This window comes from Nocardia sp. JCM 34519.1 (assembly GCF_020361265.1).
GTDB lineage: Bacteria > Actinomycetota > Actinomycetes > Mycobacteriales > Mycobacteriaceae > Nocardia > Nocardia arthritidis_A.
The window spans coordinates 389,176-409,398 of record NZ_JAIRBR010000004.1 but is presented as its reverse complement, the minus strand read 5'-3'; the positions used below and the strand labels follow the sequence as shown (position 1 = coordinate 409,398).

Below are 20,223 nucleotides of genomic sequence, written 5' to 3'. Positions count from 1 at the left end.
TTTCTTCAAATCCGTTCAGCCCCCTGGACTTTCGCAAACCCCTTGCGACACGGGCGATTCGGCTACCCCTTGGCGATCAGGGAAATTTGGGTCATCACCGTACCTGCGCCCGGTTTTCGCGCACTTTCCCGCATTACCATGACGCACCAACTGGTCGGTAACTAAATCATTGCTCGCATCGCGTATTTCGGCATCGCGTGACGAAAGGCGGCGACCAATGATGCATCAACTACAGGACCGTTTTCCGCCAGCAGCGCACTCCCACAGCGGGTTGACTCGGTTCCGCGATGACGTCGACCGAGGCGAAATCGCATGGACGGAAAGGAAATCGAAACGATGTCTACCCGATTCGCGAACCAGGTCGCGCTGATCACCGGCGCCAGTTCCGGAATCGGCCGGGCCGTCGCCCTGCGACTGGCGGCCGAGGGCGCCGCGGTCGTCCTCGGCTCGCGCGGCAAGGACGCGGGCGAGGCGGTGGCCGAGGAGATCCGCGCCACGGGCGCGCGGGCGGTATTCGTGCCGACCGATGTCACGTCGGAGGCCGATGTGGCCCGCCTGACCGAGGCCGCGCTCACCGAATTCGGCAGGCTGGACATGGCTTTCAACAATGCCGGGACCATCACCGCCATCGGCCCGGTGCAGGATATCGACGACGCGGGTTGGCGCGCCGATCTGGAGGTGAATCTGACCAGCGTGTATTACGGTATGCGACACCAGGTTCCGGCGCTGGCCGCCTCGGGTGGCGGGGTCATCCTGAACAATGCGTCCAACGTCGGCCTCGTCGGAATGGGTTCCATCTCACCGTATGTCGCCGCCAAGCACGGCGTGGTCGGGCTCACCCGGGCGGTCGCGCTGGAGACCGCGGCACAGGGCATCAGGGTGAACGCCCTGTGCTCCGGAGCAGTGGACACTCCGGCCTTCCGCGCCACGATGGGCGCGACCCCGGAGAGCCTGGCGTCGATCGAGGCCCTGCACCCGATCGGCCGGATCAGCACCCCCGACGAAATCGCCTCGTTCTGCGCATACCTGCTCAGCGAGGAGGCGAGCTTCATCACCGGCGCGGCCCTGTCCATCGACGGCGGCTTCACCGCCCGCTGATCCTGGCGGAAATGGCAGAGTGCAGGATATGACTGTCTCCGGTCCCAAAGCGGATCTGCACCGTTATCTGCGCTCTGCCCGTGAAGCCATGCTGTGGAAACTCGACGGCCTGTCCGAGTACGACGTGCGTCGCCCGATGACACCGACCGGCACAAATCTGCTCGGCTTGGTCAAACACCTCGGCACCGTCGAGTTCGGCTACTTCGGTGACACATTCGCCCGACCCGTATCCGGCGAACCATTCACCGAATACGACTTCGAGGCCGATCCGACGGCCGACATGTGGGCCACCACCGAACAGTCCCGCGCGGACATCATCGGGTTCTACCGTCGGGCCTGGGCATATGCCGACGCCACGATCGACAGCCTCGAGCTGACGGCCGAGGGCTCGGTCCCGTGGTGGCCCGAGGACCGCCGGACCGTCACGCTGCACCAGATCCTGGTGCATGTGGTCGCCGAAACCAACCGGCACGCCGGACATGCCGACATCGTCCGCGAGTTGATCGACGGCGCGGCAGGCCTACGTGACGGCAACGACAATATGCCCGCCCGTGACTCGACCTGGTGGCAGCAATATCGAGCGAAGCTGGAAGACACGGCGAAGCAGTTCGATAACACCGCTCCCGCATAGGTTCCGGCTTACGCGCGGGTGAGCAGGCGACGGACCGGGTTGCGGCGGGCCGCCGCGCCGCCCGGTAGCGCCGAGGGGCGGCGCGATCGGATCAAGCGATCGAAATCCGTTGCACCACCGGCTGGTTCGTTCAGTCGGCCCGCGTTGTAGTCGTCGGCCAACTGGCGGACGGTCTCCTGGGCGCAGGACTTGTTGGTTCCGATGAAACCGGTCGGCCCGCGCTTGATCCAGCCCGTCACGTAGGTACCGGCGACGACCGCACCGCCGGACTGCTCCAGCACCCGACCGTTGAGATTCGGGATGACACCGGCCTTTTGGTCGAACGGCAGGCCGGGCAGCGCGACGCCGCGGTAGCCGACCGAGGTGAGAACCAGTCCCGCGTCGAGGAATTCGGACTCTCCGGTGGATACCGCGCGCACTTCGCCGTCCGTGTCCGTGACGAGCGCATTGCGGGAGATCTCGACGCCGGCGACCCGGTCGGTGCCGCCGATCGACAGCGGAGATGCCAAGTACCGGAATATGATTCGCTTCCGCGACCCGAATGGCCGATCCGCGACCGAACGCAGCAACCGCAGCTTCTGCGCCACCTGGTACGGCAGCTCGGCACCGTCCGGTAGCTCTCCCTCGACGGCGATATCCACATCGGAGCCGAGTAGGCCGACGAATTCCGGCACGGTGAAGGCGGATTCGGCCGCACCGCGACGGCCGAGGATCACCACTTCCTCGATCTTGCTCTCCCGCAGCGCCCGCAGGGCGGACGGCGCGATATCGGTGCGTGCCAACGCTTCCGGATCGGCGGTGAGTATCCGCGCGACGTCCAGCGCGACATTGCCGTTGCCGACGATCACCGCCCTGCGGTCGGTCAGCTCGAATTCGTCGCCCGCGTGATCGGGATGCCCGTTGTACCAGGCGACGAAGTCGGTGGCCGATGCCGTGCCGGGCAGTCCTTCGCCGGGAATGCCGAGTTTGCGATCCGAGGACGCGCCGACGGCATAGATCACCGCGTGAAAGTAGCCGAGCAATTCGTCGTGCGAAATATCCCGCCCCACTTCGACATTCAGATACGAGCCGAATGCGGGCTGGGCCGAGATGACGTCGAACAGCCTGCGCACCTGCCGGGTCTTCCCGTGGTCCGGCGCGACGCCGTGCCGGGCCAGCCCGTACGGCACCGGCAGCCGGTCGAAGACGGTGACCGATACGTTCGGCTGGGTGAGCAGCTCATCGGCGGCGTACATGGCCGACGGCCCGGAACCGACGATGGCGACCCGCAGCGGCGCGCGCCCGGTGCGGATCTCGGCGGCGGGCACCGGGCGGGCCAACAGCGGGCGCGGGCGCGACTGCCGGTAGAAGTCGGCATTGATCTCGATGAACGGTTTCTCTTCCGCCGTAAGCTTTTTCGTCGACACGATGGCATCGACCGGGCACGCGGTCGCGCAGGCGCCGCAGTCGACGCACGCCTGCGGGTCGACGTACAGCATCTCCGCGGTCAGGAAGTCCGGCTCGTCGGGCGTCGGATGGATGCAGTTGACCGGGCAGGCGTATACGCAGGACGCGTCGCTGCAGCAGGACTGCGTGACGACGTACGGCATCAGCCGGCCTTGGCGGCGCGCAGCGGCTCGGACCGGTAGCGGGTGGTGTGGCCGTCGATCTTCAGCAGCTTCCACACCGCCTTGCCGATCGGGTTCATCAGGCCGATGTCCTGGGCCAGCGTGCGCACGTCACCGAAGAAGTCACTGAATACCTGCTTGGATTCCTTCGAGCCGTAGAACAGCTCCTTGCGCACGGAATCCGGGATGTCGAATTCCTTGAAGAAGGCTTTCGGCGGGGTGAAGATCGAGCGGCCCAGTATCCACATGACGATCGGCATGGCGATCGAGAGCACCAGCTTGTTGAACGGATTGGCGTCCGGCACATGGTTTTTCAGGTACTCGTGGGCGAAGGAGATATGCCGGGCCTCCTCGGCGATGTGAATCGCCATGACGCCGCGCATGATCGGATGCACTTCTTCGTCCGAGCGCAGGATCTGCTTCTGGATGTGGTCGATCGGCTCTTCTCCGGCCAGCACCGCCATGAAGAACAGGTTCGGGAACAGCGAGGCGACCGGTGCGCCGAGGTATTTGAACTTGCTGACCAGCGGCCCCATCCCGGGGACATCGGCGCCGATCCGGTTGACCATCTCCTGGAACATCAGGGTGTGGTTGTGCTCCTCGATCATTTCGTGGGAGCAGTAGCGGAATTCCGGCGAGCCGTTGGGCTGGTTGAAGTTGTGGATCACCATTCCACTGATGAGGATGGATTCGAACTGCAAACCGACCTTGGCGACATTGGCTTGCCGGTACCGCCCGATCTCGATCTGGCGCTCGACGGGCAATGCGAGATACCAGGGATGACGGCCGAGGAGGTCGGCGGACTTCGGCAGAATCCACCGCTCGACACCGGCGTCGGCGGCGAAGTCCGGATTGTCCCAGTCGATATCTTCGAACGGGTCGAAGTGCTTGTTGACCGAGCCCTCGGACAGCAGCAGCAGTTTCGCGGCGTATTCCTGGGCCTTCGCGACATCGGGGTCGACGGCGGGCGTGATGGCTGTGGACATCGTCGTCACTGCCTCTCCTCATGGGACCTGTTATCTGTATCCCATAGTTACACTTACGAGGAGTCACGTCAACTGGCACATCCGACGTATGTGATCAGCTATTCCGGCGGCGACCGGCACCCACTGCGATCGCCGCCGGATAGCCTTCCCCATCCGGCACACCGGACGAAGTACTAGCGCAACCCGAGTTGTGACAGGCCCGCGACCAGCCCATCCGCAGGCAACGCGAACGCCAGACCGACTCCACCGAGTGACATACCGGCCGCCACAGCGACCCTGGTCAACCGGCGGCGCGTACGCCTGGAGAGCACCAGCGCCCTGGTGGCCGCGCGATGCGCGCCGCTGCGCCTGCCGTGCTGGCGAGCGGTCGACTGCTCCGCCTCGGCCGCGGCGCGCCTGCCGAGGATGGCGGCGCCGTCGGCGATGGTGCGTTCCGGATCGGGCGCGGTGATCACCGGCCGGGCCAGCTCGCCCGCGAGCACCTGGGCGACCTCGACGGGCCGGGCCGCGCCGCCGACCACCAACACGCAGTCGACATCGGCCATGGTGACGTCGGCGATGCGTAGGCATCGATAGACGAGTTCGAGCGAATGGCGGACGTGTTCGATGCGTAGCTCATCGGTGGATGCCACGGTGAGCGAGCTGGAACAGATGCGCGCACGTGCGGCCCGCTCGGCCACCATGGCGCCGAAGGCGCGGCCGCCGAAACTCGGCGAGCGCAGCGGTTCGCCGACGATCGGATTCTCCGGGCAGCCCGCGCCGACCCGCACCAGCGTGATGTCGAGGCTGGTGCCGCCGAGGTCGTACACCAGGGCGAGGCCGGGCATGAGCGGACCCCGATCGGCCTCCAGCCAGGTGGCGGCCGCGATCGGTTCGGCAACCAGCGCAACGTGATTCAGTCCGAGTGCATCCAGCGCCGAGCGTAGATCCTGTATGTGTTCGGGCGCGTAGCGCGCGGGATGGGTCAGCGTGATGCCGACGCTCGCACCCGCCCGCCCCGCCGGCTTGGTCTCCGGCCAGCCCTTGGCGCCGCGATGATCCTGCAGCGCCTCGCCGATCAGCGATTCGGCGACCATCGCGACCAGATCGGCCTGGGACAGCGCGCGGTGCCCGAGCCGCGCCTGCCCGATGGATCGCTGGGTGAGATCGGCGAATTCGGTGATGGCCCGACCGTGCCGGGGAATCATGCCGACCCGTGTCATTCCGGTGCTGTCGAAGGTGAGGGTGGTGCGGCGGGTGATGGCCTGCTGCTGGGACCGGCGGCGCCCCGGCGGGGCACTCGGGGATGGTCGGAGGCGGAGCCGACGGGATGGGTCGGCTCTGTCCGAACCCTCTTCCGCGAGCGCGGAAACCGTGTTCACCGTACCGATGCTCAACCCGAGTCCAACCGCCATCGCAATCCACCTGATCGCCGAGCCGATTTGCTTCGAACTCCCCTCACGCAACCACTCCGCGACTCACCTGCCAACCACCGGACAGCCGATTGTCCGCACCCCGCCTGTTTGGGGAGGCGTTGGCGGACAAGATCATTCGGCAGGTCTGCGGCTCGTACCGGCCGCGCGACGGATTGCGCTGCGCCAGGCCGAAGTTCGGCGTCGACCGGCACCGGGTTGCCGACGCGCCGACCTCGACACACCCCGGGTCCGAAGCCCACGTCACATGCGGCAATAGCCCCTAACAGATCCCTAATCCGCTGTCGCGCAACGCACTCCGGACCGTCCAGTCCGAATGGCGACCCGCCGGGCGACCTGGGTCGCCCGGCGGCGGTCACCGTCGCACGCACCGTCATGCGCTCCAGGCCGGGACCGGAAAGACACACCGGGCGCGAACCGCCCGACATGCTATCCGGCACGTCATCGACACGCCGAAGCCCAAGTGCGGCAACACTTTAGATAGTGACCGAGCAACCTTCCAGCCGACCCTGCGACCGGCGACTCGGCCACCATTACAGCAAACATTCAGCGTTCACTGACCGAGCAGGATCCGCATCGTCAAGATCGCCGCCTGCTCCTGCCACCTCGCGTACGCGGTCGGGAATGCCGAACCCTGCGTGGTCTGCGCCGCCTGCCACAGCGGCACCGACGCGTAGTCGGGCACCTTCCGCTCGAGCACGTCCAGGAACGTGTTGGTGGCGTAGACCGGATCGGTCAACTGTTCGGGCCTGCCCCAACCGGCCGACGGCCGCTGCTGGAACAGTCCGAGCGAGTCGTAGTCGACCGCCTCGGTGAGGTTGCGCAGCGTCGACTCCTGCAGCGCGGTGGCGAGCGCGATCACCGCGGCGATCGCGGGCATATGCCGCTGCCGGACGACTTCGACTATGCGCCTTGCGTTTTCGAACTGCTCCGGACTGGGATCGAGCCGCAGCTGCGGACCGTCCAGCCCGGCGAGCAACTGAGCGAGCGTCACGCCCAGGTACGGGTCGATCGCCTGGGCGATCGGCGCCGCGCTGAGCGGCGGGCTCGCCGTCGGCGCGGGTACCGGCGTGCGTGGCACGTCGGGCAGGTCGAGCCGCCACTCCTCCACGGTCACCTCGGGCGGCTCGGCGGCCGCGGAATTCGCCGGAAATATGGCGATCGCGCAGCCGATCACAGCGGAGAGAATCAGGTTCATTCGAATCGACATTGCATTCCCATGCATTCTCGACAGGTGCCGACGACCCAGCTCGCGTCCACCTTCCCCGCGCACGCGAAACAGGCCCGGCGAATTATTGGGGAGACTCGCCAACCAATCGCGAGTCGCGGCATGGCCGTATATTCGGCCCTACGAGATCACATTCCGAAAAACATCGGGGTCACTCGTTCGTCATGGGGCATATTCGATCACATCGGATTCGGATTCAACGACATTTCACACCCGGCGTGTCGCCGATCACAACACGGCGGTTTACCAATTGATCATCGCATCTACCAGGCAGTATGCGTTACAAGTAAATCATTCCGCGAATATCTAATTCATCCGGTAATAACGGCGATTCCATAAATCAGCGGACAGGTGCACCCGATAGCCGCACCGGACGGGCAGCTCATACAACACCGCCGCGGATACATGACTTACCGAGAAGCGGTCGCCATACGAGCGCACGGCGGCCGAAATCGCGCGCCGGTGCGCGCACGCATCGGATCGGAATTCCATGACTCGATCATCGAGTGACGAACGCCCGCAAGCAACCCCCGAGGCGGCGAATGTGGATAACTCGGGGCTGTGGAGAACTCCGAATCCCGGTTCGGCACACCGGTATTCGAATCACTGCGCGGGCAGGTCCGGAATCCGGGTGGCACGCACGTACACCGTCTCGCCATCCGAGAGCCGCAGTGCCTCCGCGTCACCGCGCGTCACCTGCGCCGCGAACAGATCCCCCGTCGCGGCATTGCGCAGTTCCACCCGCACCTCGAAGCCGAGATGCACCACCCGCTCCACTGTCGCCCGGGTGACGCCTGCGGATTCCGCGGTGCCCTCGTGCGCGGCCAACGCCATACCGGGATCGCGCCCGACCCGGATATCGTGCGGCCGCACCAGATGCCCGTTCAACCGGGCCACCGCGCCGAGGAAGGACATCACGAATTCGTTCGCGGGACGGTCGTAGACATCCTCCGGCGTGCCCACCTGCTCGATCCGGCCCCGGTTCATCACCGCGATCCGGTCGGCGACATCGAGCGCCTCCTCCTGATCGTGGGTGACCAGCACGGTGGTCACATGGACCTCCTCGTGCAGCCTGCGCAGCCAGGTCCGCAGGTCGGCGCGCACCTTGGCGTCCAGCGCGCCGAACGGTTCGTCCAGCAGCAGCACCTGCGGATCCACCGCGAGCGCGCGGGCCAGCGCCATGCGCTGACGCTGGCCGCCGGACAGTTGCGCCGGATACCGGTGCTGGAAACCGTCCAGCCCCACGATGCCGAGCAGTTCGTCCACCCGCTTGGCGATCTCGGCCTTGGGCCGCTTGCGGATCTTCAGACCGAAGGCGACGTTGTCGCGCACCGTCATATGTTTGAACGCGGCGTAGTGCTGGAAGACGAAGCCGATATCGCGCTTCTGCGGCGGCACCCCGGTGACATCGCGGTCGCCGATCACGACGACTCCGGCATCGAGGGTTTCCAGTCCGGCGATGGCGCGCAGCAGCGTCGACTTACCGGATCCGGACGGGCCGAGCAGCGCGGTGAGCGCGCCGGACGGGATATCGATCGAGACGTCGTCGAGCGCGGCGAAGCTACCGTAGCGCTTCTTCGCACCCGAGACCGAGATCATGTTCTTGGTGTCGACCGAGGTCATTTGGTCGCTCGCTTACGTTCGAGGAGGGTCATCAGCAGCAGGGTCACCAGGGCCAGCCCCATCAACAGGGTGGCCGCGCTGTACGCGCCGAAAGTGTTGTGGTCGTTGATGTATCGGTTGTGCACCAGCAGGGTGAGCGTCAGCGATTTACCGGGCAGCGCCGAGGAGACCATGATCACCGCACCGAATTCGCCGAGTGCGCGGGCCACCGTGAGCACGATGCCGTAGGTCAGGCCCCAGCGGATGGCGGGCAGGGTGATCCGCCAGAACGTCTGCCAGCGCGACGCGCCGAGGGTGGCCGCGGCCTGTTCCTGATCGTCGCCGATCTCGTGCAGCACCGGTTCGACCTCGCGCACCACGAACGGCAGCGTCACGAAGATGGTGGCGATCACCATGCCGGGCAGATTGAAGATGACCTTGATGCCGAGATCTTCCAGTCCGCCGAACCAGCCGTCGACACCCCACAACAGGATCAGCGCGACACCGACCACCACCGGCGACACCGCGAACGGCAGATCGACGATGCCCTGAACCAGGTTGCGGCCCGGGAACTTTCCACGCACCAGCGCGATCGCGGTGACAATGCCGAAGATCACGTTCACCGGCACCGTGATCGCGACGATGAGCAGCGAGAGCTGGAACGCCGAGATGGCGGCGGGCGTGCTGATCGAATCGACGAACGCGCCGATCCCCTTCTCGAAGGTGCGCCACAGGATGATGATCAGCGGAAGCAGCAGCAATACGAACAGGTAGGCCAACGCCACCGTCCGCAGTGAAACCCTAGTAAGCGCAGAAAGTTTCATCCCACTCTCCCCTCGGAGCCACGCCACGCAGATCGGGGAAGCGAAGCGCCCCCGATCTCGGACCAACGCCTGGTACGCACGACGAAAGCCGAGCGCCAGCGAGGTGTCGTCGTGTGTACCCCTTCATCGCGTGGCCTGCTCTTTCCGTGCCGACCGCTCGGCGAGCAGCCGCAGCACCAGCAGCGTCGCGAACGAGATGACAAGTAGCGCAACCGAAACCGCGGCCGCGTTGACCGGCCGGTCGATCTCGATCTGCTTCTGGATGTACTGCGAGGCCATCTCGGTCTTGCGCGGGATATTGCCGCCGATCAGCACCACCGAACCGTATTCGCCGATGGCACGGGCGAATGCGAGGCCGCCGCCGCTGATGATCGATGGCGCGAGCGTCGGTAATACGATGCGGCGGAAGGTGGTCCAGTTGTCGGCGCCCAACGACAGCGCCGCCTGTTCGACCTCCCGGTCCGCCTCGATCAGCACCGGCTGCACCGAGCGCACAACGAACGGCAGCGTCACGAAGGCCAGCGCGACGATCAGACCCGGCTGCGTCGCGTTGAGGTGGATATCGATCGGGCTCTGCGGGCCGTAGAGCGCGAGCAGCACGATGCTGGCCACGATCGTCGGCAGCGCGAACGGCAGATCGATCAGCGCGTTGACAATCCCCTTGCCGGGAAACCGGTCACGCACCAGCACCCAGGCGACGAGGGTGCCCATCACCACGTTCACCAGCGCGACGATCACCGAGACCAGCACGGTGATCCGCAGCGCGTCCACCGCGGCGGGCGCGCTGACCGCGGCCCAGAAACCGGACCAGCCCTCGTCGAACGAGGTGACGGTCAGCGCGGCGAGCGGCAGCAGCACGATGACGCTGAGCCACAGCACCGCCGTCGCGATGCCGAGCGGGCCGACCGAACCGGTCACCCGCAGCCAGGACCAACGCCCGCGCGAAGGTGCCACCGACCCGCCGAGACTCGGATCGTCCCCGGTCTCGGTGTCTGTACGGTCTGTCACTGTCATGAGTATTCCGGGTGCGCTCTGGATTTCCGGTTTACTTCGTCGCCTTGTCGTAGATCACCGCGACCGAGCCGGTGTCCGGGGTGAACAGGTCCTTGTCCACCGTCTTCCAGCCGCCGAGGTCGGCGATGGTCCACAGTTTCTGCGGCGCCGGGAAATCCTTGGCGTAGTCGGCGCTCACCTGCGGGTCGACCGGGCGGAATCCGGCAGCGGCCCAAGCCTTCTGACCCGCGGGCGTGAACAGGAAGTCTTTGAACGCCACCGCTTTCTCCGCATTCTTGCTGTTCTTCAGCACCGCGACCGGATTCTCGATCTTGAAGGTGGTGGGCGGGATGAGGTGTTCCAGTTTGTCGCCGTTGCGCTCGGAGAAGATGGCCTCGTTCTCGTAGCTGATCAGCACGTCACCGGTGCCCTGCAGGAAGGTTTCGGTGGCCTCGCGGCCCGATTTCGGCTGCACCTTCACATGGTCCTTGGTGATCAGCTTGCTCAGGTAATCCAGGCCGGCCTGCGGGTTCTTCCCGCCCTCCGACTTGGCCGCGTACGGCGCCAACAGATTCCACTTGGCCGAACCGGAGCTGAACGGGTTCGGGGTGACCACCTCGACACCCGGCTTCAGCAGGTCGTCCCAGTCCTTGATGCCCTTCGGATTGCCGGGCCGCACCGCGAGCACCACCACCGAGGTGAACGGAATTCCCTTGGTGGCGTCGGCATTCCAGCTCGAATCCACCAGGCCCGCGTCGACCAGGCGGGTGATGTCGGGTTCGACGGAGAAGCTCACCACATCGGCGTCGGCGCCGTCCTTCACCTTGCGGGACTGATCGCCGGACGCGCCGTATGACTGCTGGATCTGGACGCCCTTACCCTTCTCGGACTTGTTGAACTCCGGAATCACCTTGTCGAAACCGGGTTTCGGCACCGAATAGGCGTAGAGGTTGAGCGTGCCGCCGCTCTTGTCGCCGCTGCCGCCGCCGACGGTGTCGCTGGCCCCGCCGCCGCATGCGGTGAGGACGACCGCCGCGAGCGCGGTGACGGCGACGGCGGCGTACCGGCGCGGAGCGAGCCAAGATTTGCGAGACATCGGCTGGTGCCCTTCCTGCGGGATCACCGTCGCCGCTGGGATGGCCGGACGGTGACGAAAAAATGATGGTGATCGGTAGACCCGCCGCACTGACAGTGCGGCGGCGGCGCGACTACGACCCGGAGGGCCGCCGGTGGGGTACGTCTGCGAAGGTGCGCGCCAGTCTACGGGGCAGGGACGCGCGGACGTACCGTCGCCGCTCAGCGACAGAGAATATCCGCGACGGCGAGCTCCCCGACCGCGATCAACGCCAGTTCATGGCGGACCTGCGGGACGGAACTCGAAGACACGGGCAGACTGTAGCAGAGCAGTTACGACGAATTCGAATCAGTCGAATTCGATCACTGTGAATTAATCCGCGACAACGGGGGTTTTACCTATGACGACAAGTCCGGACCGGATCCGCACCCGCTTTCCCGACATCAGCACACGGGCCTGGGAGCATCCGGCCGACCGCACGGCGCTGGTGACGCTGCGCACGCTCAGCGGTTTCGACACCATCCTGCGCACACTGTCGGGGCTGTTCCAGGAACGCCAGCACCGGCTGCTCTACCTGGCCACCGCCGTCAGGGTGGACGAGCGGCAGTTCCGCTCGCTGCACCAGCTGCGCCAGGACTGCGTCGAAATCCTGGACACCACAACGGTTCCCGAGATGTTCGTGATGCAGCATCCGACCGTCAACGCGTTCACCATCGGCATGGACCAGCCGTTCATCGTGCTGACCACCGGTTTGATCGATCTGATGGATACCGAGGAGCTGCGTTTCATCGTCGGGCACGAGCTCGGGCACGCCCTGTCCGGGCACGCCGTGTACCGCACCATGCTCATGCACCTGCTGCGGATTTCGTCCAGCATCGGCTGGATGCCGGTGGGCGGCTGGGCGATACGCGCGATCGTCGCCGCGCTGATGGAATGGAGCCGCAAATCCGAGCTGTCCGGCGACCGGGCCGGGCTGCTGTGCGGCCAGGACGTCGACGCGTCGGTGCGGGTGCATATGAAGACGGCTGGCGGCACCTGGATCAAGGAGATGGATCACGGCGCGTTCCTGATGCAGGCCGACGATTACGAGCGCTCCGGCGATCTGCGCGACGGCGTGCTGAAGCTGCTGAACCTGGAATTGCAGTCGCATCCGTTCTCGGTGCTGCGGGCCGCCGAACTGCGCAGCTGGATCCAGTCCGGCGACTACGGGCGGATACTCGACGGCAACTACCCGCGCCGCGAGCAGGACCGCGACATCCGGATCGGCGACGAGATCAAGGAGGCGGCGCGCGTCTACAAGCAGAACTTCGACCAGTCCGAGGATCCGCTGATCAAGACCGTGCGCAACCTGGGCCACGATTTCGGAGCGGCGGTGAATACGGTCGGGCAGGAGGTCAACGACGTCGTATCGAAGGTCGGCAGGGCGTTCACCGACTGGCGCGGCGGCAACGACCGCTGATCAGCGGGTGATCAGCCAGGCGACGATCACCAGCACCAGCAGGGCGACCAGGGCGAGCTGAACGCGGGACCGAGGCATCAGCGCGCCCCGCTCTGCACCACGGTGCGCGCCTCGGTCTCGGCGGGCGGCGGCAACGGCACCTCCACCGGCGCCGCCAGGCGCGACCCGAGCGATCGGCGTCGCGCCAGCTCGCGGCGGACCGCCGCCCGGTCCCGGCCGAGCAGATGCAGCGCGGCGCGCAGCGAACGGTCGAGGGTGTATGCGATGGCGAAGCTCACCGGCACCATGCCGAGCAGCACCACCAGAAATTGTGGGATGAAGGGCAGCCCCGCAACCCACAGCTCGACGCCGTCCCACCAACCCGCAATGCTGTGCACGAGGCCCAGCCTAGTACGACGCCGCCGGAGCGAGCGCGGGCAGTTTGGTTGTGGACGCCGGGCCCGTACCGACAGATCATGTGTCCATGGCGTACACGGACGACTACGACGTCGACGAACCGAAGGATCTGCCGATCCTCAGCCCGCTCACCGATATCCAGGGGCAGGCGCTCTATCCCCCGATCGATGACTACGCCTTCCTGTCCGACTGCGAGACGAACTGCCTGATCGCCAGCAATGGCGCGGTCGAGTGGATGTGCGTGCCGCGCCCCGACTCCCCCAGCGTGTTCGGCGCGATGCTGGACCGCAGCGCGGGTCATTTCCGGATCGGCCCGTACGGCGTCAACGTGCCTGCCGCACGCCGCTACCTGCCCGGCGGCATGATCCTGGAGACCACCTGGCAGACCGAGACCGGCTGGCTGATCGTGCGCGACGCGCTGGTGCTCGGCCCATGGCACAACAACGATCAGCGCAGCCGCACCCACCGCCGCACCCCGATGGATTGGGATGCCGAACACCTGCTGCTGCGCACGGTGAAATGCGTGAACGGCACGGTCGAACTCGAGATGAGCTGCGAACCGGCTTTCGACTACCACCGGGCCGGGGCGCGCTGGCAGTACACCGGCAAGGTGTACGAGGAGGCGACGGCCGTCTGCGCGGGCGATCCGTCGACCTGTCCGACGCTGGTGCTCACCACCGATTTGCGACTCGGCCTGGAGGGCCGGGAGGCGCGGGCGCGCACCAGGATGCAGGAGGGCGACGAGGTTTTCGTCGCGCTCACCTGGTCCGAGCTGCCGGCGCCGCGCACGTATGAGGATGCGGCGCAAAAGATGTGGCAGACCACCGAATATTGGCGGCAGTGGGTGACGCTCGGCAATTTCCCGGATCACCCGTGGCGTGGCTACCTACAGCGCAGCGCGCTCACTTTGAAGGGGCTCACCTACGCGCCCACCGGCGCGCTGCTCGCCGCCGCCACCACATCGTTGCCGGAAACCCCTGGCGGCGAACGCAATTGGGATTACCGCTACACCTGGGTGCGCGACTCCAGCTTCGCGCTGTGGGGCCTGTACACATTGGGGCTCGACCGCGAGGCCGACGATTTCTTCGCCTTCCTCAACGACGCGACCACCGATGAGAACGGCGATGCCGTTCCGCTGCAAGTGCTTTACGGCATCGGCGGCGAACGCGACATCACCGAGACCACCCTCGACAACCTCGGCGGCTACGACCAGGCCCGCCCGGTGCGCATCGGCAACGGCGCGTACAACCAGGACCAGCACGATATCTGGGGCACCATGCTCGACGCGGTGTACCTGCACGTGAAATCGCGGCAGCAGGTGCCGGAGACGCTGTGGCCGCTGCTGGAACGCCAGGTGCATGCGGCGATCGCGAAGTGGCGCGAACCCGACCGCGGCATCTGGGAGGTGCGCGGCGAGCCGCAGCATTTCACCTCGTCGAAGGTGATGTGCTGGGTTGCGCTGGACCGCGGTGCGAAACTCGCCGAACTGCACGGCCAGATCGAGCGGGCCACCGAGTGGTACGCCATCGCCGACGAGATCAAGGCCGACATCCTGGCCAACGGCGTGACCGGCACCGGCGTGTTCACCCAGACCTATGGCGGCGAAACCCTCGATGCCTCACTGCTTTTGGTGGTGCTGGTGCGGTTCCTGCCGCCGGACGACCACCGGGTGCGCGCCACCGTGCTCTCCATCGCGGACCGGCTCACCGAGAACGGCCTGGTGCTGCGCTACCGCACCGAAACCACCGACGACGGACTCTCCGGAGCGGAGGGTTCCTTCACCATCTGTTCGTTCTGGTTGGTGTCGGCGCTGGTGGAAATCGGTGAGCTGCAACGGGCCAAACACCTGTGCGAGCGGCTGCTCGGCTACGCGAGCCCACTGCAGCTGTACGCCGAGGAGATCGATTCGCGCAGCGGACGCCACCTCGGCAACTTCCCGCAGGCGTTCACGCATCTGGCGCTGATCAATGCGGTCACCCATGTGATCAGGGCCGAGGAGTCGCGCGACGCCGGGCAGTTCCAGCCCGCGCATGGGCCGTCCGGGCACTGAAAACGAAAGCGGCCCGGTCACATTCGACCGGGCCGCGCTGGGCTTCGAAATATCAACCGGCTCCGGTCAATTTGTCGGCGTGCGCGCGCAGCGCCTGCAGACGACCCAGCTGTGCCTCGAATTCGACGGACCGATCCTTGCCGTTGTCACCGTATTTGGCGTAGGCCTCCTCCGCGGCCCGCAGCGACTCGTCGGCGCCGCGCAGCACATCGGTCGCCACCTCGGTGAAATGGTCGCGCAGCGCACGCTGCATGGCGCGCAAGCGATTCCGCGATTCCTTGCCGACCTGGAAGATGACGTCGTCCATCAGACGGGACACCGCGACCTTCGCCTCGGCGCGGCGGCGCTGCTTGCGCGACCGGCGCACCTCCCACAGCGCGTTCACGCCGAGCAGCACGCCCGCGCCCACCGAATACCAGTTCACCAGCGACATTTTCAGCAGGCTGGTGACCAGGCCGACCATCAGTATGCCGCCGTAGGAACCGCGCAGCGCGGACAGGAATTGTTCGGTGACACCGGCTTTCGCGCTCTCCAGCGGTTCCAGCGGCTGCACCGGCTCCAGCACCTCGCCGGGATTGTTCAGGCGCAGATCCGGTGACGGCGGATTGCGGTGGTCCGCAGGGAATTTCGCGGCCACCTGATCGCACAGCTCCACCGATCGGTAGTGCGCCATGACGAAGTTCTCCTCGACCGCCTCGGCGATCTTGGCGTCGAGATCGGCGCCGAAATCCTTCCAGCGCCGGGCCGGATCGATCTTGCCGATCTCGATTTCGGTCTCCCGCACGATATTTCGCAGCCGATGCCGCAGATCATGCTCGACATCGGCCATCAGCTCCGTCGCGCCGTCCATCAGCGTGACCTGCCAGCTCGCGGTGCGCTGACGCAGCTGGTCTGCCTCGTCGCGGGCGGCGATCAGTCGCTGGGTGAGCTCGTTGCGGCGGCGCGGGTTGCGCAACCCGTCCGCCTCGGCGCGCAGCGTCTGCGCCAATTGGTCCGCGACGAGCCGGATATCGTGCACCGCGGCATCCAACGCGACCGAGTCGGCGCGGGCGACGACGTAATCGCGCAGATGGTCGATCAGCTGCGGCACACCGGATTCGATATCGCGCTGATAGTTGCCCGCGGCGTCGGCCTGCCGGTGCAGCAGCGCCGAAACCGGCGCCACCGCGAAACCGAGACCCGACGCGTCCAGCAGATCGCGGTTGCGCTGCTGGATATGCGACCACTGCGGGTATAGGTCGATCTTGTTGAGCACGCAGATCACCGTCGGGCAGACCTGCTCGATCCGGCGCAGATAACCGATCTGCTCATGGGTCAGCTCGGTGCCCGCATCAGCGACGTACAGCACGACATCGGCGGCCGCGATCATCGACCAGGTGGTGTTGTCCTGGGTGTGCCCGCCGGGGGCGTCCATCACCACGATGCCATCGGCGAGCAGTCGGCTCGGCTCGGTGAACTCGGCCCGGATCACGCCCTCCGCCGCCAGCGCCGGACCCGGATTCAGCGGGTCGACCGGCTGGCGTTCGGTGCGTCCCGGCGCGACCGCGCGCACCAGGGTCGCGGTCGATTCCGGACCGTATTCGACGATCACCGGCACGCTCAGCGCGCTGTCGGTGGCGCTGACCTCGGCCCGCACCAGGCTGTTCACCAGGGTGCTCATACCGTTCTTGGCATCGCCGACGACCACGAGCCGCACCCGCGGATCGCTCACCCTGGCCCGGACCATCGCAAGACGGCCGCCGAGGTCTTCGCGACCGGCGGATCGGGTCATCTCCCGCAGCTCGTCGAGAATCCGGATGACCGGGGCCATCGCGTCCGGATGTTTCACCGTCGCGGCCTTCATCCCGGCAGCGGCAGACAACCCGCCTCCTTACTCTGGTTCACTCGCACTGGCAACGACGCCCCCCTTTACTACCACCCCCCTGATCGGATCAGATCAGCCCGATACCGTCCGTAGGCATCAGGTGATGTGCGTCGGTAAGGGTCGTATCGGGCAGCACATGCGCCGAAAGGTGGTGTGTCGTGCCCGAGAGCGAACCACCCATCAGCGCGGACTGGTCGTATGACGGCACGTCCGCGACCGGCAGCACATGCACCGCGCCGTGATCGGCCACCGGGAAGATCGCACCGTTGTCGCCCGAGATGGGATGCGGCTGCGAGTACGGCGTCGGCATTGGCTGGATCGGGGTGACCGGCACCGGATGCGGATTCACCGACGGCACCGTATGCCCCGGATCGACGGCGGTCGGCGGCTTGATCGGCACCGTACTCGGCACCGGGACCGGCACATGCGTCGGCGGCTGGACCGGGACGGTCACCGGAACCGTCGGTTCGGTGGGCACGGTCGGCCCGCCGTGCGTGGGGACCGACGGCTGCGTGGTCGGCACCGATGGCAAGGTGCCGCCGGTTCCGGTACCGGTTCCGGGTTCGTCACCGGTCGAGGTGCCGGGGCGAGTGGTCGGCACGGTGCCCGACGAGTTCGGCACCGTCGGTTTGACGATGCCGCCGTCCGTGCCGGTGGGCGGGATCGTCGGAATCGGGACGGCCGGGGTGGTCACGCCGCCCGGCACATGGGTGGGAACGGTCACGTCGGAACCGGGCAGCTTGGTCGGCACCACCGGCGGGACGACCGCGCCGGTCGGCGGGACAACGGTGGACGAGATGGGACCCGGCTTGACCGGATCGACCACCGGGTGATCCACCGGCTTGACCGGCACCGGGCGAGTGGGCTCGAACAGCGCGGGCACGACCGCGGCGGGCGCCGTCAGCGGCGACGGACCCGTATGCACGCCAACGACATTCGCGATCGGAGTATGCGCGATATCCGGCTGGATGGTGGTCTGCAACGGCGTGGTCACCACCGGCTGCGCGACGCTCGCGATCGGCGCGGGCGCCGGGGCCGTCGGGATCGGCGCCGTGGTGGCCAGCGGTTGCGCGACCGGCTGGGTCGTGGCCAATTGGGTCGGGGCCTGGGGAGCCACCGGCTGCGCGAACGTCTGCGCGACGGGCTGCGGCTGTGCCAAACCCGGCGACTGCGTCAAACTCGGCGACTGGGCGCCCGCGACCGAGGTGGCGGGCGCGGTCGAGGAGATGCCGGTGGGCGCGGAACTTCCGGAGCTCAGCCCGAAGCCCTGGTTGCCCTGCTGATCCAGGCCGGATCGGGAGGTGCCGTCCGGAACATGCAGGCCGCTGCCGAGGTAGTCGGTGAAGTGATCGAGCTGGTCGCCGACCTTGCCCGCACCCACATCGACCTTCATCTCGGAGTGCACGTAGACGCCGTCGAGGCCGACGTGCACATCGAATTTCGTCTCGGTACCGAGGAAGAGGCCGACACCGTCACTGTGACCGACGCCGTCGAATGGGCCGCCGTCGCTGACGGGCTGTGTGCCGGGGATCTCGAACGGATTCGAACCGCCGGTGAACCCGGTGGTATCCGGAATGCCGAAGCCGTGATCGCCACCGAGGCCGTGCCCGGGCAGACCGAAACCGCCCGGCTGGTTGAACGCGCTGCCGCCGAAATCGGGCAGGCCGAAACCGCCCGACTGCGCGCCGGGAATCGTGAAGCCGCTCGACTCATCGACCATCGCATCCGCGGCCTCGTCCGACGTGCCGGGCAGGGCCATACCGGACGACGGATGGCTGCCGGGAATATGCATACCGCCCGGGTATTCATATCCGTGCGTGCCGGGGATGCTCATGCCCGAGCTGTCCGGAACGGGGTCGGCGCCCGGAATCGGCAGTCCGGCGTCGGTGCCCGTGCCATCGAAACCCGGCAGCGGAAGACCGGACGCGCCATGGCCGACGCCGGTCTGGCCCGGCAGGGCGAAGCCGTCGTGCTCGCGCGATACCTGCTGGTTGGGCGAATGATGGGCGGGCGGGGTGGAGTCGGGAGCGGGATCCGGGAAGGTCACCGTCGGGCTCGGCCCGGGATCGGGATCGCCGCCGTGCACCCAGCCGGTATTCCAGCTGTCCAACCGGGAGGAACCCGGCGGCTGCGGATGCCCGGCGCCCGCGGAGGCCACAAGGGCGCCGCCTGTGACTATCGCACCGGCCCGCGCCACCCGGGCGACGCCGGTCGCTACCCGGTACGCGGTGTCGCCCGCCTGCTCGCCGGCCTCGGTGTCGTCGTCGAAGGGCAGGTCACGCGTCATCGAAACTCACTCTCGTCAATCCAGCATCCTCACACGCCGGGTCGACCGAGTGAAGATCACCTAAAACGATATCCGGAAAACCCAACCAACACAGTCCCGGGGCAAACCTTGCCAGCCGTGAAACCAGAACGGAAGCCCCCTATTCACTGGCCTTCCGTACTGGGTCGAGCTCGGTTATCTCCCCATGATCGCGGAGTTATCTCCGCCCGGCAGTCCGTTCCGTCCGGAACTAAGAGTTCTCTAATAGACGCTCAACGAGCGGTGAAGATCCGCTTCCTACCGTCGGACTGGCCGACCACCCGGTCGGTGGCTATCGACGCGAAGGAGCAATCAGATGAAGGCAACCACCCGACGCAGACGCATCGGCATCGTCCTCGCCGGGGCGGGGTTGACCGCCATCGCGCTCGCCAGCGGCAGCGCGGCAGCCGAGCCATCGGTCTCCGCAGTACCCCGGGTGATGGTGAATCCCGAAGGTTCCGGCGGACCGACGTTGACGCAGATCACCCCGCACGACGCCGTCCCGGCCCAGGTCGGCCCGTCGGGTCAGGCACCCGAATTGACCTGTGTGCTCCCGACCGCGCCCGGCGACCCGAGCGTCATCGCCTACCGATGCGACCATCCCGGTGTCGAGGTCCGCCCCGCCATCCCCTCCGACGCCGTCCCCGCTCGACCCGCCGCCCCACTGCCGAGCGGAAGTGCGGGCTTCTGACA

17 protein-coding genes are annotated in these 20,223 nt (G+C 66.8%); 5 read left to right on the top strand and 12 right to left on the bottom strand.

The annotated features are described in order from the left end of the window. Positions 1-336 precede the first annotated feature (336 nt). Entirely contained in the window at positions 337-1,098 is a 762-nt protein-coding gene (locus LGY53_RS13890) for an SDR family NAD(P)-dependent oxidoreductase (RefSeq protein WP_225727080.1), read from the top strand. A 28-nt stretch (positions 1,099-1,126) separates the two neighbouring features. Further along, entirely contained in the window at positions 1,127-1,729 is a 603-nt protein-coding gene (locus LGY53_RS13885) for a DinB family protein (protein WP_225727079.1), read from the top strand. Between the two features lie 8 nt (positions 1,730-1,737). Here LGY53_RS13885 and LGY53_RS13880 read toward each other — a convergent pair whose 3' ends face one another. The 9 genes from LGY53_RS13880 to LGY53_RS44390 form a co-directional block, all read right to left on the bottom strand. Next, a complete protein-coding gene (locus tag LGY53_RS13880) occupies positions 1,738-3,318 on the bottom strand; it encodes an FAD-dependent oxidoreductase (RefSeq protein WP_225727078.1) in 1,581 nt (526 codons plus the stop codon). Further along, a complete protein-coding gene (locus tag LGY53_RS13875; protein WP_225727224.1) occupies positions 3,318-4,322 on the bottom strand; it encodes a diiron oxygenase in 1,005 nt (334 codons plus the stop codon). Before LGY53_RS13875 ends, LGY53_RS13880 begins: the two co-directional genes overlap by 1 nt. A 173-nt stretch (positions 4,323-4,495) precedes the next feature. Then, positions 4,496-5,716, bottom strand: coding sequence for an Hsp70 family protein (locus tag LGY53_RS13870; protein WP_225727077.1), 1,221 nt, complete (start codon positions 5,714-5,716; stop codon positions 4,496-4,498). A 571-nt stretch (positions 5,717-6,287) separates the two neighbouring features. Continuing rightward, positions 6,288-6,932: a hypothetical protein gene (locus LGY53_RS13865; protein ID WP_225727076.1), complete on the bottom strand. Its 645-nt coding sequence runs from the start codon at positions 6,930-6,932 to the stop codon at positions 6,288-6,290. A 633-nt stretch (positions 6,933-7,565) separates the two neighbouring features. Then, on the bottom strand, positions 7,566-8,561 hold the full coding sequence (locus LGY53_RS13860) for a sulfate/molybdate ABC transporter ATP-binding protein (RefSeq protein ID WP_225727223.1): 996 nt from the start codon (positions 8,559-8,561) through the stop codon (positions 7,566-7,568). A gap of 20 nt (positions 8,562-8,581) precedes the next feature. Then, positions 8,582-9,388: a sulfate ABC transporter permease subunit CysW gene (gene cysW, locus LGY53_RS13855; RefSeq protein ID WP_167473287.1), complete on the bottom strand. Its 807-nt coding sequence runs from the start codon at positions 9,386-9,388 to the stop codon at positions 8,582-8,584. A 123-nt stretch (positions 9,389-9,511) separates the two neighbouring features. Beyond that, complete coding sequence (cysT, locus tag LGY53_RS13850; protein WP_225727075.1) at positions 9,512-10,402, bottom strand: sulfate ABC transporter permease subunit CysT; 891 nt, start codon at positions 10,400-10,402, stop codon at positions 9,512-9,514. 31 nt (positions 10,403-10,433) lie between these two features. Then, positions 10,434-11,477, bottom strand: a complete 1,044-nt coding sequence (locus tag LGY53_RS13845; RefSeq protein WP_225727074.1) for a sulfate ABC transporter substrate-binding protein — start codon at positions 11,475-11,477, stop codon at positions 10,434-10,436. Positions 11,478-11,677: 200 nt separating this feature from the next. Then, positions 11,678-11,767 carry an Ms4533A family Cys-rich leader peptide gene (locus LGY53_RS44390; RefSeq protein ID WP_374111176.1) on the bottom strand — a complete coding sequence of 30 codons (90 nt, stop codon included), beginning with the start codon at positions 11,765-11,767 and terminating at the stop codon, positions 11,678-11,680. A gap of 89 nt (positions 11,768-11,856) precedes the next feature. Between LGY53_RS44390 and LGY53_RS13840 the strand changes: the two genes are divergently transcribed. After that, on the top strand, positions 11,857-12,915 hold the full coding sequence (locus tag LGY53_RS13840; protein WP_225727073.1) for a M48 family metallopeptidase: 1,059 nt from the start codon (positions 11,857-11,859) through the stop codon (positions 12,913-12,915). Between the two features lie 77 nt (positions 12,916-12,992). Here the strand turns inward: LGY53_RS13840 and LGY53_RS13835 are convergent, their stop codons facing one another. After that, entirely contained in the window at positions 12,993-13,292 is a 300-nt protein-coding gene (locus tag LGY53_RS13835) for a hypothetical protein (protein WP_225727072.1), read from the bottom strand. An 86-nt stretch (positions 13,293-13,378) separates the two neighbouring features. Between LGY53_RS13835 and LGY53_RS13830 the strand changes: the two genes are divergently transcribed. Beyond that, the gene (locus LGY53_RS13830) at positions 13,379-15,361 is read left to right on the top strand and encodes a glycoside hydrolase family 15 protein (protein WP_225727071.1); all 1,983 of its coding nucleotides are present in this window, start codon (positions 13,379-13,381) and stop codon (positions 15,359-15,361) included. A gap of 52 nt (positions 15,362-15,413) precedes the next feature. Here the strand turns inward: LGY53_RS13830 and LGY53_RS13825 are convergent, their stop codons facing one another. Together LGY53_RS13825 and LGY53_RS13820 are read right to left on the bottom strand one after the other, a co-directional pair. Next, positions 15,414-17,222, bottom strand: a complete 1,809-nt coding sequence (locus LGY53_RS13825; protein WP_225727070.1) for a dynamin family protein — start codon at positions 17,220-17,222, stop codon at positions 15,414-15,416. A gap of 70 nt (positions 17,223-17,292) precedes the next feature. Then, positions 17,293-19,512, bottom strand: a complete 2,220-nt coding sequence (locus LGY53_RS13820) for a hypothetical protein (RefSeq protein WP_225727069.1) — start codon at positions 19,510-19,512, stop codon at positions 17,293-17,295. A gap of 334 nt (positions 19,513-19,846) precedes the next feature. On the opposite strand from LGY53_RS13820, the gene LGY53_RS13815 reads away from it, so the two are divergent. Continuing rightward, a complete protein-coding gene (locus LGY53_RS13815) occupies positions 19,847-20,221 on the top strand; it encodes a hypothetical protein (RefSeq protein ID WP_225727068.1) in 375 nt (124 codons plus the stop codon). The last annotated feature ends 2 nt before the right edge of the window (positions 20,222-20,223 follow it).